We start from the raw sequence: 14,146 nt of genomic DNA on the forward strand, positions 1-14,146 counted from the left end.
AGGCGCAAGAGGGGGGAATTTGCCGGCGATTATAGGCGGCGAGCTTGCCGGGCCGACAGGCGGCCCGCTTGATAGTAAACATCAGCGCAATCGATGAAAGGCCTTGTGCAGAGCGGCCGCTATCGACCGCGCCCCACCAGTGCCGCCCCTGCGCAGGCCAGGGCGATAGCGGCAATGCCCAGCCACTGGGTCACAGCCAGCACTTCACCAAGGATCAGCCAGCCGGCGATTGCCCCGGCGGCCGGCGAAGCACTGAGCAATACGCCGAAAATGCTCGGCGGCAAGTGGCGCATTGCATACATGTCGAGCAGGAAGGGGATGGTGCTGGACAGCAGGGCGACGCCCAGGCCAGCCATGAGCACCCAAGGTGCCAGCAAGTCGACCCCGGCATGGCTGACGCCCAGTGGAACACCCAGCAACGCAGCGAACAGCATTCCGCTGGCGACCGCCTGTTTACCGTGCACCGCCACCTTGCTGCCGAGCAACACATACAGCCCCCAGGCCAAGGCTGCGGCGAGCGAATACATCACCCCGCGAGGGTCCAGGCCCTGGCTGTCCGTACCCCACGGCAGCAACGTCAGCCCGGCAAGTGCCAGGGCGATCCACAGCAGGTCGATACGCCGCCGCGAAGTCAGCAACGCGGCGCCCAGCGGGCCGATGACTTCAATGGAAACCGCGATACCCACCGGGATGTACAGGAAGGCACGATAAATCAGGATGTTCATCAGCCCCATCATCAGGCCATAGCCCAACAGGTGCAGCCTGTTGGCCTGGCGCCAGATACGCCACGGCCGCAGCAGCACCAGCAAAATTGCCGCAGACAGGCCCAGCCGCAAGGCAACCACACCTTCGGGGCCAACCAGTGGAAACAGGGTCTTGGCCAAGGCGGCACCGGTCTGTACCGACACCAGTGCGGCGATGGCAGCACCGACCGGGGCGAAGGTTCCAGCATTTTTTGCGTCCACACGTGGCTCCAGCAACAGTCAAGGCGCCATTTTAGTGCTCGGCGTGCGAAGCATTTGCTGCGAAAATGGCCTTCTGATGAGTGAACTGCTTGCTTTGGAAACCAAAAATGAGTGACTCCACCAATCGGCCGCTGGACGGCTTCGATCATGCGATCCTGCGGCTGCTGCAGCAAGACAACAAGACCTCGCAGCGCGCCATCGCCGAAGACATCGGCTTGTCTACGCCCGCCGTGCAGCGGCGCGTTGCGCAAATGGAGGCAAGCGGGGTGATTGCGGCAAACACCGCGGTGGTTGCCCCGGAAAGCGTCGGCCAGATGATTACCGCCATCGTCGAATCGCGCCTGCGCGACGACCGCTCGCAGGTGATGGACCGGGCCAAGCGCTATTTCGCCAATGTACGGGAGATCCAGCAGTGCTACTTCGTCAACGGTGGGGTGTCATTCATCATCGTCATGCTGGCGCGTGACGTGGCGCATTTCGAAAAACTGGTCAGGCTGCACTTTGCCGATAACGAAGACATTCTTACCTACCGCACACTGATTGTGCTGGACAAGGTCAAGGTGGGCCTGGGTGTAACAGTCTAGCGGCTTGCAGTCGGGGTACGATCCCGCCCAGCACCATCTTGGTGACTGTCCGGGTGGCCGGTCGTAGTCCGACTTGTCAGGGGCGGCCATGCCCCTGACCTGCGCCATTTGCCAGGCCAGGTTGCTGTAGGTGCGGGTTGCCGACCAGATGAAGATCAGCAGGTGCTCTGGGTCGCAAGGCGCCAGCCGCCCAAGCGAGAGCTTGCAAGGTAGCCCTCTTCACGAGGTGGAAGAGCATCGGGAATGGCTGAAATGCGGCGAGGAAGGTGCAGGGGCCTCAATGAAGCCCCTTTAGGAGACTACGGCGATACCAGCACATCACACTGCGATTCGTTGAGCACATGCTTGGTCACACTGCCAACCAACAGCTCTTCCAGCGCGCTCGCCCCCTGTTTGCCGACCACGATCAGGTCGCACTCCAGTTCCAGCTCCTGCTCGCTGATGCGCCAGCCAGGGTCGCCGTGCACCAGGATCTGTCGTGCTTCGGGCACGCCGGCAGCCTCGCTCAGGGCGGCGAGCTGGGCCACGGCATCCTTGCGGATGACGTTGCGGTAATGGGTGAGGGTGTCATGGTCGATGTGCGCAAAGCGCATGCTGCCTTCGAACGGCGCTTCGTACACATGCATCAGAATGATTTCGGCCTGGGGGGCAATGGTTCTGGCCAGCGCGATGGCGCGTAGCGATACGGGCGAAAAGTCGACGGGCACCAGCACGGTGCGGTAGGCATCGCGCGGAGCTGGCTTGACCACCAGCAAAGGGCAGGGCATGCGGTTGAGCATTTTCTGCACGGTAGAGCCCAGCAGCAGGCGCCGCGTCAGGCTTTGGCCCCTGGCGCCGCAGACCAGCAGGTTGCTGTGCTTGTCCTGCACCACCCGGTTGATTTCAGTGACCACCGAGCCATTTGCAACCTGCACGCCCGCAGAAATGTCGTAGCGCTGGAACAGCATGGCGGCCAGTGCGCGGATTTTTTCCCCGGCGCTATCCAGTACCCGCTTCAAGAGGTCGTCATCAGGTACTACCAACTGCTTGAGGCGCTCGAAAGGCGCTGGGTTGGCCACGTAGAGCAGGTCCAGTGCGGCCGATTGCGCGTTGCTCAGGTAGGCCGCGCGCTCTGCTGCGTTACGGGCGTAGGGGGACAGGTCGGTGGCGACCAGTACGTGTTTCAGGGGACTCATGGCGGGCTCCTTATCCAAGGCCACGCATTGCGCTCGAAGGCAAACCTTCAGCGCGATGCGCCTGGCGGTGCGTGATTCGTTCCTTGCTCGCAGCCATCGTCGCGCGAACCGGCCGCAAGGGCTTGACCTGGGTCAAAGGAGTGTAGGTGCTGCGCAGGGTCACGCCGATAACAGCAAACGCAGCACGCCGGTGATGACAATGGCAAACAGCACCACCGGCAGGATCGAATAGCGGGTAGCGGCGTACACGGTGAGCACCAGGGCTATCAGGTCGGCCGGCTGCCCGGTGACGAACTTGGGTGCGATCACGGCAATCAGCACGCAGCCGGGCGCCGCGTTCAGTACCTGGGTCAGCTGCGGCCCCAGGGTGTGCTTGCGCAGCAGGACAAAGCCCAGCGCACGGGTCATGTAGGTGACCACGGCCATGCCGACGATGGTGCTCAGCGTTGCGATGTCGATCATGGCTTGGCCCACAGGTAAGCGCTCACCAGGCCTGCCACGGTGCCTGCCAGCACGTACCAGCCGCCGGGGATCAGCAGATAGAACAGGGCTGCGGTGAACAGGCTGAACAGCCACGGCAGGGCGGCGTGCACACCTTTCCACATGCCTTTGAGCAGCACCAGGAAGACCGCGGCGAAGGCCATGTCGAAGCCATAGTCGCGCAGGTCGCCGAGCAGCGGCCCGGCTTGGGCACCAAGGCTGGTGAAGGTGACCCAGGTGGTCCATAGGCACAATGACACACCCATGAAATAGCGCAGGCTGAAACCACCGCGCTGGCGTGCATCGGCCAGGCCCATGGCCCAGCTTTCGTCACACATGAAGAACAGCGCCCCCAGTGCCTTGGGTAGCGGCAGGTGGCGCAGGTACGGCGCCAGGGTTGCGCCCATCAGCAGGTGGCGGCTGTTGACCAGCAGGGTCATGGCGACGATCACCAGCATCGCCGGCGGTGAGGACCACAGTTCGATGGCGGCGAACTCCGAGCCACCACCGAAGTTGAGCCCGGTCATCAGTGCCACTTCGCCGGCAGAAAGCTGGTGCTGGGATGCCTGCGCGCCGAGCACCAAGGCGAAGGGGATGAAACCCAGCAGCACCGGCAAGGCAGCGATGGCGCCACGGCGCAATTCGCTTGGCGGCGTGGTGGCGGGGGGATCGTTCAGTACAGGTTCAAGGGTATTCATGGTCACCTCCAGTGGAGGAAAATTATTCCAATGAAGCGCTGAAATTGGCTTGCGTAGTTGCACTGCTGAACAGAGTATTTGGCATCTGCTACTGAAAATACGCAAAAAGAGGTTTTTCAATGCCAATCAAGCTAGATGCCATCGACCGGCGCATCCTGCGAGCGCTGCAGCGTGACGGCAGGTTGCAGAACCAGGAACTGGCCAAACAGGTGGGGCTGTCGGCCTCGCCGTGCCTGCGGCGGGTGCGTTTGCTGGAAGAGGCGGGGGTGATCGAGCGCTACGTGGCGTTGCTCGACCCGGCGAAGGTGGCGCTGGGGTTGACCCTGTTCGTGCGGGTATGGCTCAAGCGTCAGGACCAGGATACGACGGATGAGTTCGTCGAGGCGGTGCGCCAGTTGCCGGAAGTGGTGGAGTGTCATGTGATGGCGGGCGATTGCGATTTGATGCTGCGGGTGGTTGCGGCGGACCTGGAGGCCTATCGTCGCTTCCAGGTGAAGCACCTGACCAGTTTGAGTGTGGTGCAGAACGTAAAGACCGAAGTGCCGATGGAGAAGATCAAGCTGACCACTGAATTGCCGGTTTGACCACGGCATGCTTCTGACCAGCACTGGTCCTTGTAGGAGCGGCCTTGCGTCGCGATGGGTTGCGCAGCAGCCCCGGCAATTTTTGCATCTATGCAGAAACCCTGGGGCTGCTGTGCAGCCCATCGCGACGCAAGGCCGCTCCTACAGGTACCGAGTGAGGCGAAGTACGAGCCAGGCCTCAAACCAGTGAAGTCAGCCTTGCAGGTTGCCGCACTGCCGACCCTGCAACAGCAGCTCGGCAAGGGTGTCCATTGCCGGTGTCGCCTGGCTGCCTTTGCGGGTAACCAGCTCGTAGGGGTCGCTGACCGAAGCCATGCTCAGCGGCAGAATGCTCACCTGTTGATTGATCGCACATTGCCGGGCCACGTCGATCGATACCAGGGCGACAAAGTCGGGGCGGTTCTGCAGCAGCGACAGGGTCGCCAGGATCGAAGTGGTTTCCACCAGGTGCAACGGGAAGCGCAGCCCGGCGTCGTGGAATTCGCGCTCCAGTTGCACGCGCATCGGCATGTTGGCGCGGTACACGATCCAGCGGCTCTCGGCCAGCGCTGCCAGGCTCAGGCTAGAGGCGTGCTTGAGCGGGTGGTCGATGTTGGCAATGACCGCCAGCGTCTCATCCTGGACAAAGGTGCTGGCGAACAAGTGCGGGGTATTGCTGACGCAGGTCCTGCACAGGGCGATGTCCAGGCGGCCGCTCTCGATCTGCGCCAGCAGCGATTGGCTGGTGTCTTCGACGATTTCGAACGACATCTGCGGCTGGATGCTGGCCAGCTGAGACACCGCCTTCATCAGCAACGGCACGGCGCCCATGATCGCCCCCACTGCCAGGCGGCCGCCAACCCCGCGCAGGATCGCGTCCAGGTCGTGCCGCAGGTTGCCGATGTCGGTCTGGACCACGCGCGCGTAACGGATCGCACAGTGCCCGGCTGCGGTGGGTTCCAGCCCGCGGTTGGTGCGGTTGAACAGCACCGTGCCGAAGGTGGTTTCGATTTCCTGCAAGGCCTTGCTGGCGCCGGGCTGGGTAAGCCCGACGCTGCCGGCTGCCCCCAGCAGCGAGCGGTGTTCGTCCAGCTCGATGAGCAGGCGCAGGTGGCGGGCGTGCAGGCGGGACATGATCGAATTCAGTGACGGGGTCATCGGGTATGCGCCCTGGTTATACCGATATGGATTCTTCTCAATACCATGGCTGGGCGCGCATTCCTATACTGGCGCTGCACGGTGTCGCACCCAGTGCGGCTGAACAGCCCAGAACAACAAAGCCAGTAGGCTATGAAGGCCCTATGTCCCTGATCAATTACATCACCCAGATCCAATTCGAAATCGGCGCCATTGCCCGCCTGCCTGGCGAATGTGAGCGCACTGGTATAACCCGGCCTTTGATCGTGACCGACCGCGGCGTGCGTGCTGCCGGTATTGTCGATACGGCGATCAACACCTTTGGCGACAGTACGGCCCAACTGCCGATCTACGATGCTACGCCTCCCAACCCCAATGAAGGCGCCGTGCGCGAAGCCGTGGCCATATTCAAGGAATGTGGTTGTGACGGCATCATCGCCATCGGCGGCGGCTCGGCGATCGACCTGGCCAAAGGCGTGGCCGTGTGTGCCCGCCACGAAGGGCCGCTGAAAAGCTTTGCCGTAATTGAAGGCGGGCTGGCCCGCATCACACCGGCGACCGCGCCGGTGATCGCCGTGCCGACCACGGCCGGTACCGGCAGCGAGGTGGGGCGCGGCGCCATCCTGATTCTTGACGACGGCCGCAAGGTGGGGGTGATTTCGCCGCATGTGGTACCCAAGGCCGCCATCTGCGACCCGGCGTTGACCCTTGGGCTGCCGGCACCACTTACTGCCGCCACCGGCATGGATGCCATTGCCCACTGCCTGGAAACCTTCATGGCACCTGCGTTCAACCCGCCTGCCGACGGCATTGCCCTGGACGGCCTGTGGCGCGCCTGGCGCTACATCGAAACCGCCACCCGCGAGCCGGGCGACCTGGACGGGCGCATCAATATGATGAGTGCGTCGCTGCAGGGGGCACTGGCCTTCCAGAAGGGCTTGGGCTGCGTGCACAGCCTCAGCCATGCGCTAGGCGGGATTAATCCGCGCCTGCACCACGGCACCCTCAACGCAATCTTCTTGCCTGCCGTCATCACCTTCAACCGCCAGGCTGAAACGGTGTTGAACGAGCACAAAATGCAGCGCATCGCCCAGGCCATGGGGCTGGACGATGAGCGCCAGATCGAACAGGCCATCCGCGACATCACCCGTACGTTGGGCCTGCCGACCGGCCTGCGCGAGCTGGGCGTCAGTGAAGAGCTGTTCCCGCGCATCATCCAGGGCGCGTTGGCCGACCACAGCCACCGCACCAACCCGCGTGAGGCGTCCGCCGAGGACTACCAGTGGCTGCTTGAAGCGTCCATGTAAGCCGTGCCCCGCTGTTCAACCCATAAAAACAAGAGTGAACGCCATGACTAGCAAGTATGCGCAAGCCGAGCTTGCCCGCGCGCCTGAAGCGGCCGCCAGCGCCAACCCGTTCAAGAAGTACCAGGTCATCACCGTCAGCCTGCTGCTGGTGATCGGCATCATCAACTACGTCGACCGCAGTGCGCTGTCGATTGCCAACACCTCGATCCAGCGCGACATGGGCATTACGCCGTCGCAGATGGGCATTCTGCTGTCGGCATTCTCCCTGGCGTATGCCTTCTCGCAGTTGCCGCTGGGCATGATCATCGACCGCCTGGGCAGCAAGATTTCGCTGGGCGCGGCACTGTTGGGCTGGTCGGTGGCACAAACGGCTTCCGGCCTGATCAACAGTTTTGCCGCGTTCATCGGGCTGCGGGTGGTGCTGGGCATTGGCGAAGCACCGATGTTCCCGTCGGCGGCCAAGGCGCTGGCGGAATGGTTCGAAGCCGAAAAGCGCGGGACACCGACCGGCATCGTGCTGTCATCGACATGCATCGGCCCGTGCCTGGCGCCGCCGTTGCTGACCTTGCTGATGATCACCTGGGGCTGGCGCGGCATGTTCATCGTCACCGGGGTGTTCGGCATCCTGGTCGCAGCCTGCTGGTTTGCCTTCTACAAGAGCAAGGCGCGCTACCTGGCCGAGCTGCCGGGCGAAGCGCGTGAGCGGCTGCTGGCGAGCCCGGCGCACAAGCAGCCGGTTGCAACTGCCCGGCCAAGCCTGCGGGCACAACTGGCCGCCTGGGCCGAACTGTTCCGCCACAAGAGTACCTGGGGCGCTGTGTTGGGTTTCATGGGCGTGATCTACATGCTGTGGCTGCACCTGACCTGGTTGCCGGGTTACTTCGAACGCGAGCATGGCCTGAGCCTGTACCAGACTGCCTGGGTGGTCTCGCTGGCGTATGTGTTCGGCGCCTTAGGGACCATTGTTGCGGGGCGCATCTGCGACCGCCTGGTGAAAAATGGCGCCAGCGTGCTGGGCAGCCGCAAGCGGGTGGTGGTGAGTGCGTTGTTCGCGGCGGCAGCCTTCACCGTGCCGCTGTCATTCGGCAGTGGCTTCATGCTCAGTGTGGCCTTGCTGTGCTGCGCGCTGTTCAGCGTGAACATGGCCAGTTCCACCGCCTGGATGATTGCCAATACGGTGGTCGATAGCCGGCGCGTGGCATCGTTTGGTTCGATCCAGAATTTTGGTGGCTACCTGGCGGGTTCGGTGGCACCGATCGTGACCGGGTTCAGCATCCAGCAGACCGGGTCGTTTGCTTCGGCGTTCCTGATCAGTGCGGCGGTGGCGGCGGTGGCGGCGATGGCGTATGTGTTACTGCTGAAGCAGCCGGTTTCCACTGACTAGCTGACCCTGCGCAATCTTTGTAGGAGCGGCCTTGTGTCGCGATGGGGCGCGAAGCGGCCCCGGCGATTTATGATGTGTTGCTGAAATCCCGGGGCCGCTTCGCGCCCCATCGCGACACAAGGCCGCTCCTACAAGGGATCGCGTCAGGCGGGTTTATAACGAATTGTGATGCCAGGCATCATGACAATATATTTATCCTTATCAATGCCAGGCCCTAGCATCTGACACCCGCCATTGCCCATCACCATGAGGTCTTGATGAACAGTTCGCTCTTCGTGCCCCAACGTACCGCAGCCCTGTTATTGCAGCACTGGCGCAGTGGTGAGCTGCTGACGGAACTGCCCGCCAGCCTCAAGCCCGAGACCTTGAAGCAAGGCTACGACAGCCAGGACCAGCTGTTTGCTGCCGCCGCAGGCCGGCGCGCCGGGTGGAAGCTTGGAGTCGGCAGCCCGGCAGGCATGCGAGCGGCCAATCTGTCCCGGCCGCTGATCGGCCAGTTGGAAGAAAAGCGCTGCCACGCAGACGGTGTGCACATACAGCTGCCTGCTGTGACGCCAGTGACCATCGAATGCGAAGTCGCCTTCGTGCTCGACCGTGATATCCCCCCACAAGCCGGGCGGCAGCCGGTCAGCGAAGACATCCGCGCCACCTGCGTCACCTTCGAAGTGGTGCGCTCGCGCTTCGTCGACCGCAAGGCTGTCGGCTGGCCGAGCTTTGTCGCCGACAACGTCGGCTTCGAGGCACTGGTCGTCAGCCCCAGCCTGGGCGCAGGCATCGATATACCGTTGTTGGTGACTTTGGCCGAGACGACCGAGGTCTATGTAGACGGCGAATTACGGGCGCGTGGTTTGTCGGGTGATGCGGCAACCGACCCGCTGGTGTCACTGGCCCACCTGTATGCGCACGCTGCCGAGCGCGGGCAAGCCCTGAAGGCCGGCGACGTGGTGACCACGGGCGCCATGTGCCAGCCGTTCGACCTGAGCGAGGCCGGGCACAACGTCTGCGCCAGGTACCTCGGCCATGCGTTAGGGTTCACGCTGTAACACCACGGCCTTGTTCACATCAAGCAGGCGCCAGCTCATTTGCAGACAGTAGCGTTCAAGCCGTGACAGTGACCAGCCCGACGCGTTGCAACGCAGCGCGTCGGCAGTTTTTGTCAACGCCATGATCGCCAGCGCGGCCGGCTCGGCCTCGAACTCACCGAAAACACCTTGCTTCTGGCCTTTTTCCAGCAGTTTTTGCAGCTGCACGTGCAGGTTGCCCGGGCGGCGCGCAAGCCAGTCCTGCACAGGTGCTTGCAGATGACGCTGCTCATGCTCCAGCACCTTGGCTTCGAGGGGGTGCGAGGCCTGCCATGCCAGACAAAACCGTATGAAAGCCTGCAACTCACCGAGCACGCCCCTTCGCCGCGGGAAAGCCCGCCACGCATTGTCGCGTGACGTCAGCAGGTCCATCAGCACGCATGACAGCAAGTCCTGTTTACTCGCAACGTGGTGATAGAGGCTGCCTGGCAACACGCCGGCGCGGCTTGCCAGCTGGCGCATCGACATGGCGCCATAACCCACTTCGCCAAGCAGCTCGGTGGCGGCAACAAGAATGTACCTTGCGCAGTCGGGGTTGACTGCAAGCGTGCCTGCCTCAGGCATAGGCGTCCACCTTTGCAAGGCCGTTCAAGTGCCGATAGGTGCGCCAGAGCAAGGCCATCGGTATGACGAGGGTGCTGCTGATCAACAGCAAGGCGTAGCGCAGTGATTCATCAGCAAACCAGGGCATCAGCGCATCACTGAGCAAACCCGTTGCCAGCGGGCCGATACCTACGCCACACAGGGTGGAGACGATGGTTTGCAAGGCCACGGCGGTTGCGCGGCGGCAGGCAGGCACCAATTGCGTCAACAGGGAGTATGACGGGCCAACCCACCACACCGAGAAGAAACTGGTCAGCGCGCACCAGAGCATCGCGCTGGGTACCGGCACGCCTTTCACCTGCATCAGGACATCGCCGGGCCACAGCAGGTAGAGGATGAGTGTGCTACCGCCAAGCAAGTGGCCAACGAGCGGAATGCCGATCTGCCAGCGTGGGTTCTTGCCGGCCAGGTGGTCGGTAAGCCAGCCACTGAACAGGGCCCCGACGCCTGCGCAAATGCCACCCACCAGGCCGGCAAGGATCCCGGCGTACTGCAACGGCATGCCATGCGAGCGAACCAGAAAGCTGGCGTTCCACATCGCATAGGCGTAGGCACTGAACGTGGTGATACCGCAAGCCAGTACCAGGCAGCGGTACGCCGGTTGCGCCCAGAGTTCGCCAGCACTGGCCAGCAGGCCCACTGTCGGCTGCGGCGCGCGCGGCGGGGTCAGGTCAAAACGCCCTCGCGGCGGATCGCGCACAATGAATGCACACAGCGCACTGATCAGCAGGGCGGGCACGGCAACGGCGAAGAAGGCGCTGCGCCAGCCATACGCGTTAACCACCCAGGCACCGACGCACAGCGCGATGATCGTGGAAAAGGTGGGGGCAGCGGTGTAACAGGCTATGGCGAACGACCGCCGCTGCGGTGGGTAGATGTCGGCAATGATCGACATCGAGGTCGAAGTGCTGGGCGATTCAAACACCGCCACGGCCATGCGCGCGACCACCAGCATCGCAAAGCTGCCGGCCAGCCCGCAGGCCACGGTGGCCAGCGCCCACAACAATGAAGAAACTGCCAGCAGGCGGGTGCGTGGCAGGTGGTCGGCCAGGCGCCCGGCAGGTAGCCCGAGCAGCACATACACCGCCGCAAAGGCCAGCCCTGACACCAGCCCCATGGCGGTATCGCTGACGGCGAATTCCTGCTTGAGGGGCTCGATCATGACCGCGATGACCTGTCGCCCGACAAAGTTGTCGGCATACATCATTGCAAGCAGAAACAGCAGACCATGGCTGCGCCAACCAATGGGCGAAACAGGCGGAGTACGCATGCAGGGCTCCTGCAGGTGCCGGGGGCGAGGGCCCAGGCCATGCCTGGGCTTGCGAGGACGATCAGGCCAGGGCCTGGCGTTGTCTGGCCAGTGTCATGGCGGTGTCTTCAATCATGTCTTCCTGGCCACCCACCATGCCGCGGCGGCCCATCTCGACGAGGATTTCCCGTGCAGATACCCCGTACTTCTGCTCGGCCCGTTTGGCAAACAGCAAGAATGAGCCGTACACACCGGCGTAGCCCATGGTCAGGGCATCCCGGTCGCTGCGAATGGGGAAGTCCATGATGGGCACCACCAGGTCTTCGGCGACGTCCTGGATGCCGAACACACTGACACCCGTCTGTATGCCCATGCGATCACACACGGCAACCAGCACTTCCATCGGCGTGTTGCCTGCGCCTGCACCCAGGCCGGCGCAGGCGGCATCGATGCGCGTGGCGCCTGCGGCGATGGCCGCGATGGAGTTGGACACACCCATCGACAGGTTGTGGTGCCCATGGAAGCCGATTTCGGTATCGGGCTTGAGTGCAGCGCGCAGGGCCGTCACGCGTGCACTGACATCGTGGGGCAACAGGTAGCCGGCAGAGTCGGTGATGTAGATGCAATTGGCACCGTAGCTTTCCATCAGCCTGCCTTGCCGGGCCAGGCCTTCGGGGCTGTTCATATGGGCCATCATCAAAAAGCCGACGGTGTCCATGCCCAGGGTGCGTGCTGCAGCGATGTGCTGCTCGGCAACGTCCGCTTCCGTGCAATGGGTGGCCACCCGAATGGTGCTGACGCCCAGCTCGAACGCCATCCGCAGGTGGTCGACCGTTCCAATTCCGGGCAACAGCAGGGCCGAGACCTTGGCTTTGTTCATCAGCGGGATCACCGCCGACAGGTACTGTTCGTCGCTGTGGGCCGGAAAACCGTAGTTCACCGAGCTGCCGCCCAGGCCGTCGCCATGGGTCACTTCGATCAGGGGGACACCGGCTGCGTCCAGGCCACAGGCGATGTCCTTCATCTGCTGGAGGGAAATCTGGTGGCGTTTGGGGTGCATGCCATCGCGCAGGCACATGTCGTGGACGGTGATGCGTTTGCCGTGAAGGTCCATGGCGTGCTCCTCAGACGGTGGCGGGTTGTGGGGCAGGGGTGGTGAGCTGGAGTTCACCGTTGAGCAACGCTTCGGCGAACATTTCGGCCGTGCGTGCGGCTGCGGCGGTCATGATGTCCAGGTTGCCTGCGTACTTGGGCAGGTAGTCGCCCAGGCCTTCGACCTCCATGAAGATCGATACCCGATTGCCGTCGAATACCGGGCCGTTGACCAGCTTGTACCCCGGTACATAGCGCTGTACCTGTTCGATCATGTGGTCGATGGCCGCACGGATGGCGGGCTGGTCGGGTTCGCTTTCGGTCAGGCAGTGTACGGTGTCACGCATGATCAGTGGCGGCTCGGCGGGGTTGACGATAATGATCGCCTTTCCTTTTTTCGCCCCGCCTACCTGTTCTACGGCGGCAGCGGTCGTGCGGGTGAACTCGTCGATGTTCTTGCGGGTGCCTGGCCCTACCGACTTTGACGCTGCGGTGGCGATGATCTCGGCATAGGCCACCGGCTGCACGCTGGAAACGGCCGCCACCAGGGGAATGGTCGCCTGGCCGCCACAGGTGACCATGTTCACGTTCATCGCACCCAGGCCAAGGTTGTGCTTGAGGTTGACCGGCGGCACACAGTAAGGCCCGATGGCGGCTGGGGTGAGGTCGATCATCAGCACGCCCAGGGCATTGAGCTTGCGGCTGTTTTCGGCATGCACATAGGCAGAGGTTGCGTCGAAGGCGATTTGCACGCCGTCTTCAAGCACGTGCGGCAGCAAGCCGTCGACGCCGTCGCTGGTGGTTTTCAGGCCCAGCTCGGCGGCCCGTGCCAGGCCCTCGGAAGTGGCATCGATACCCACCATCCATACCGGTTCCAGCACTTCGCTGCGTTTGAGCTTGTACAACAGGTCGGTACCAATGTTGCCTGGCCCGATCAGGGCGCATTTGATCTTTTTACTCATGGCGGTGCTCTCGATCAGAAAGGGTGGGCCAGCGGTTCAGGGCACGAAGTTCAGGTGCAGGCTGCCCATGCCGCTCAGTGACAGGCTGACGAAGTCGCCCGGGGCCACCGGCACCAGTGGGGCCAGCGCGCCGGAGAGGATGATTTCGCCTTTGCGAAAAGGGATGCCCAGCTTGCCCAGGGTGTTGGCCAGCCACGCCACGGCAGCACAAGGGTGGCCCTGCACCGCAGCGCCCAGGCCACTGCCCGCGTGGTGGCCGTTCTTGAACAGCTGCAGTTCGACCTGGGCCAGGTCAAGCGTCCGCGGGTCGACCCTTTGAGTGCCCAAGGCGAACACCCCGCAGGAGGCGTTATCGGCGACGGTGTCCTGAATGCGTATCTGCCAGTTGTCGATGCGCGAGTCGACAATTTCGAAGCACGGCAGCACCCATGCGCTGGCCGCCAGTACGTCGTCCGCGCTGACCTCGCCGCCTTGCAGGTCTTCGCCCAGGACAAAGGCAATCTCGCCTTCGGCGCGTGGCTGCAGCAGGCGGTGCTCGGCAAAGCTGACGTCGCTGTCAGCGGCGACCTGCATGCGGTCAGTGAGAAAACCGAAGTCGGGCTGATGGACATCGAGCATTTCCTGCACGGCGCGGCTGGTAACGCCGATTTTCTTGCCGATCACCTGCTCGCCCAGCGCTTCACGCCGGGCCAGAAAGCGCAAGGAAATACGGTACGCCTCATCGAGGCTGAGTGCGGGGTGGCGCTGGGTTAGCGGTGCCACGCTCTGGCGTGTTTGCAGGGCGTGGAACAGCTCGTCGCCCAAGGCTTGGATCAGGTGGGTATCCATGAAGAGCTCGCTCTATGGCAAGGGGATCAAGACGGCG

The 14,146-nt window shown here is 63.1% G+C and carries 15 protein-coding genes and 1 pseudogene; 5 read left to right on the forward strand and 11 right to left on the reverse strand.

Annotated features, from left to right (window positions below; genetic code table 11):
- Positions 1–119 precede the first annotated feature (119 nt).
- Complete coding sequence (locus ACIP02_RS25140) at positions 120–965, reverse strand: EamA family transporter (protein WP_400622136.1); 846 nt, start codon at positions 963–965, stop codon at positions 120–122.
- Positions 966–1,072: 107 nt separating this feature from the next.
- Here ACIP02_RS25140 and ACIP02_RS25145 point away from each other — a divergent pair, with 107 nt between their 5' ends.
- Positions 1,073–1,549 carry an Lrp/AsnC family transcriptional regulator gene (locus tag ACIP02_RS25145; RefSeq protein ID WP_400622139.1) on the forward strand — a complete coding sequence of 159 codons (477 nt, stop codon included), beginning with the start codon at positions 1,073–1,075 and terminating at the stop codon, positions 1,547–1,549.
- A gap of 117 nt (positions 1,550–1,666) precedes the next feature.
- Here the strand turns inward: ACIP02_RS25145 and ACIP02_RS25150 are convergent.
- The 4 genes and pseudogenes from ACIP02_RS25150 to ACIP02_RS25165 all read right to left on the reverse strand — a co-directional run.
- Positions 1,667–1,735, reverse strand: a pseudogene (locus ACIP02_RS25150) (TetR/AcrR family transcriptional regulator); the annotation flags it as partial.
- 113 nt (positions 1,736–1,848) lie between these two features.
- Positions 1,849–2,724, reverse strand: a complete 876-nt coding sequence (locus ACIP02_RS25155) for a universal stress protein (RefSeq protein WP_400622142.1) — start codon at positions 2,722–2,724, stop codon at positions 1,849–1,851.
- A 159-nt stretch (positions 2,725–2,883) separates the two neighbouring features.
- Positions 2,884–3,186 (reverse strand): AzlD family protein, encoded by a 303-nt coding sequence (locus ACIP02_RS25160; RefSeq protein ID WP_400622145.1) that lies wholly within the window; start codon positions 3,184–3,186, stop codon positions 2,884–2,886.
- Positions 3,183–3,902, reverse strand: a complete 720-nt coding sequence (locus ACIP02_RS25165; protein WP_400622148.1) for an AzlC family ABC transporter permease — start codon at positions 3,900–3,902, stop codon at positions 3,183–3,185. The genes ACIP02_RS25160 and ACIP02_RS25165 overlap by 4 nt, the downstream gene beginning before the upstream one ends.
- Positions 3,903–4,021: 119 nt before the next feature.
- On the opposite strand from ACIP02_RS25165, the gene ACIP02_RS25170 reads away from it, so the two are divergent.
- Complete coding sequence (locus ACIP02_RS25170) at positions 4,022–4,486, forward strand: Lrp/AsnC family transcriptional regulator (protein WP_201205500.1); 465 nt, start codon at positions 4,022–4,024, stop codon at positions 4,484–4,486.
- Between the two features lie 192 nt (positions 4,487–4,678).
- On the opposite strand, the gene ACIP02_RS25175 is transcribed toward ACIP02_RS25170, so the two are convergent.
- The gene (locus tag ACIP02_RS25175) at positions 4,679–5,623 is read right to left on the reverse strand and encodes a LysR family transcriptional regulator (protein WP_400622152.1); all 945 of its coding nucleotides are present in this window, start codon (positions 5,621–5,623) and stop codon (positions 4,679–4,681) included.
- 143 nt (positions 5,624–5,766) lie between these two features.
- On the opposite strand from ACIP02_RS25175, the gene ACIP02_RS25180 reads away from it, so the two are divergent.
- The 3 genes from ACIP02_RS25180 (at position 5,767) to ACIP02_RS25190 (ending at position 9,336) form a co-directional block, all read left to right on the forward strand.
- Positions 5,767–6,909, forward strand: coding sequence for an iron-containing alcohol dehydrogenase (locus ACIP02_RS25180; RefSeq protein ID WP_400622155.1), 1,143 nt, complete (start codon positions 5,767–5,769; stop codon positions 6,907–6,909).
- A 43-nt stretch (positions 6,910–6,952) separates the two neighbouring features.
- Positions 6,953–8,293 (forward strand): MFS transporter, encoded by a 1,341-nt coding sequence (locus ACIP02_RS25185; protein ID WP_400622158.1) that lies wholly within the window; start codon positions 6,953–6,955, stop codon positions 8,291–8,293.
- 257 nt (positions 8,294–8,550) lie between these two features.
- Positions 8,551–9,336 carry a 2-keto-4-pentenoate hydratase gene (locus ACIP02_RS25190; RefSeq protein WP_400622161.1) on the forward strand — a complete coding sequence of 262 codons (786 nt, stop codon included), beginning with the start codon at positions 8,551–8,553 and terminating at the stop codon, positions 9,334–9,336.
- Here ACIP02_RS25190 and ACIP02_RS25195 read toward each other — a convergent pair.
- From ACIP02_RS25195 to ACIP02_RS25215, 5 genes are all read right to left on the reverse strand, one after another.
- Positions 9,319–9,939, reverse strand: coding sequence for a TetR/AcrR family transcriptional regulator (locus ACIP02_RS25195; RefSeq protein WP_400622164.1), 621 nt, complete (start codon positions 9,937–9,939; stop codon positions 9,319–9,321). The two genes, ACIP02_RS25190 and ACIP02_RS25195, sit on opposite strands and share 18 nt — an antisense overlap.
- Positions 9,932–11,248: a spinster family MFS transporter gene (locus tag ACIP02_RS25200; protein ID WP_400622167.1), complete on the reverse strand. Its 1,317-nt coding sequence runs from the start codon at positions 11,246–11,248 to the stop codon at positions 9,932–9,934. Before ACIP02_RS25200 ends, ACIP02_RS25195 begins: the two co-directional genes overlap by 8 nt.
- Before the next feature lie 61 nt (positions 11,249–11,309).
- The gene (gene dmpG, locus ACIP02_RS25205) at positions 11,310–12,341 is read right to left on the reverse strand and encodes a 4-hydroxy-2-oxovalerate aldolase (RefSeq protein ID WP_400622170.1); all 1,032 of its coding nucleotides are present in this window, start codon (positions 12,339–12,341) and stop codon (positions 11,310–11,312) included.
- Between the two features lie 10 nt (positions 12,342–12,351).
- Positions 12,352–13,281 carry an acetaldehyde dehydrogenase (acetylating) gene (locus ACIP02_RS25210; RefSeq protein ID WP_400622173.1) on the reverse strand — a complete coding sequence of 310 codons (930 nt, stop codon included), beginning with the start codon at positions 13,279–13,281 and terminating at the stop codon, positions 12,352–12,354.
- Positions 13,282–13,317: 36 nt separating this feature from the next.
- On the reverse strand, positions 13,318–14,109 hold the full coding sequence (locus ACIP02_RS25215; protein ID WP_400622177.1) for a fumarylacetoacetate hydrolase family protein: 792 nt from the start codon (positions 14,107–14,109) through the stop codon (positions 13,318–13,320).
- Positions 14,110–14,146: the final 37 nt, after the last annotated feature.

The organism is Pseudomonas sp. NPDC089408 (assembly GCF_044749445.1).
Lineage (GTDB): Bacteria > Pseudomonadota > Gammaproteobacteria > Pseudomonadales > Pseudomonadaceae > Aquipseudomonas.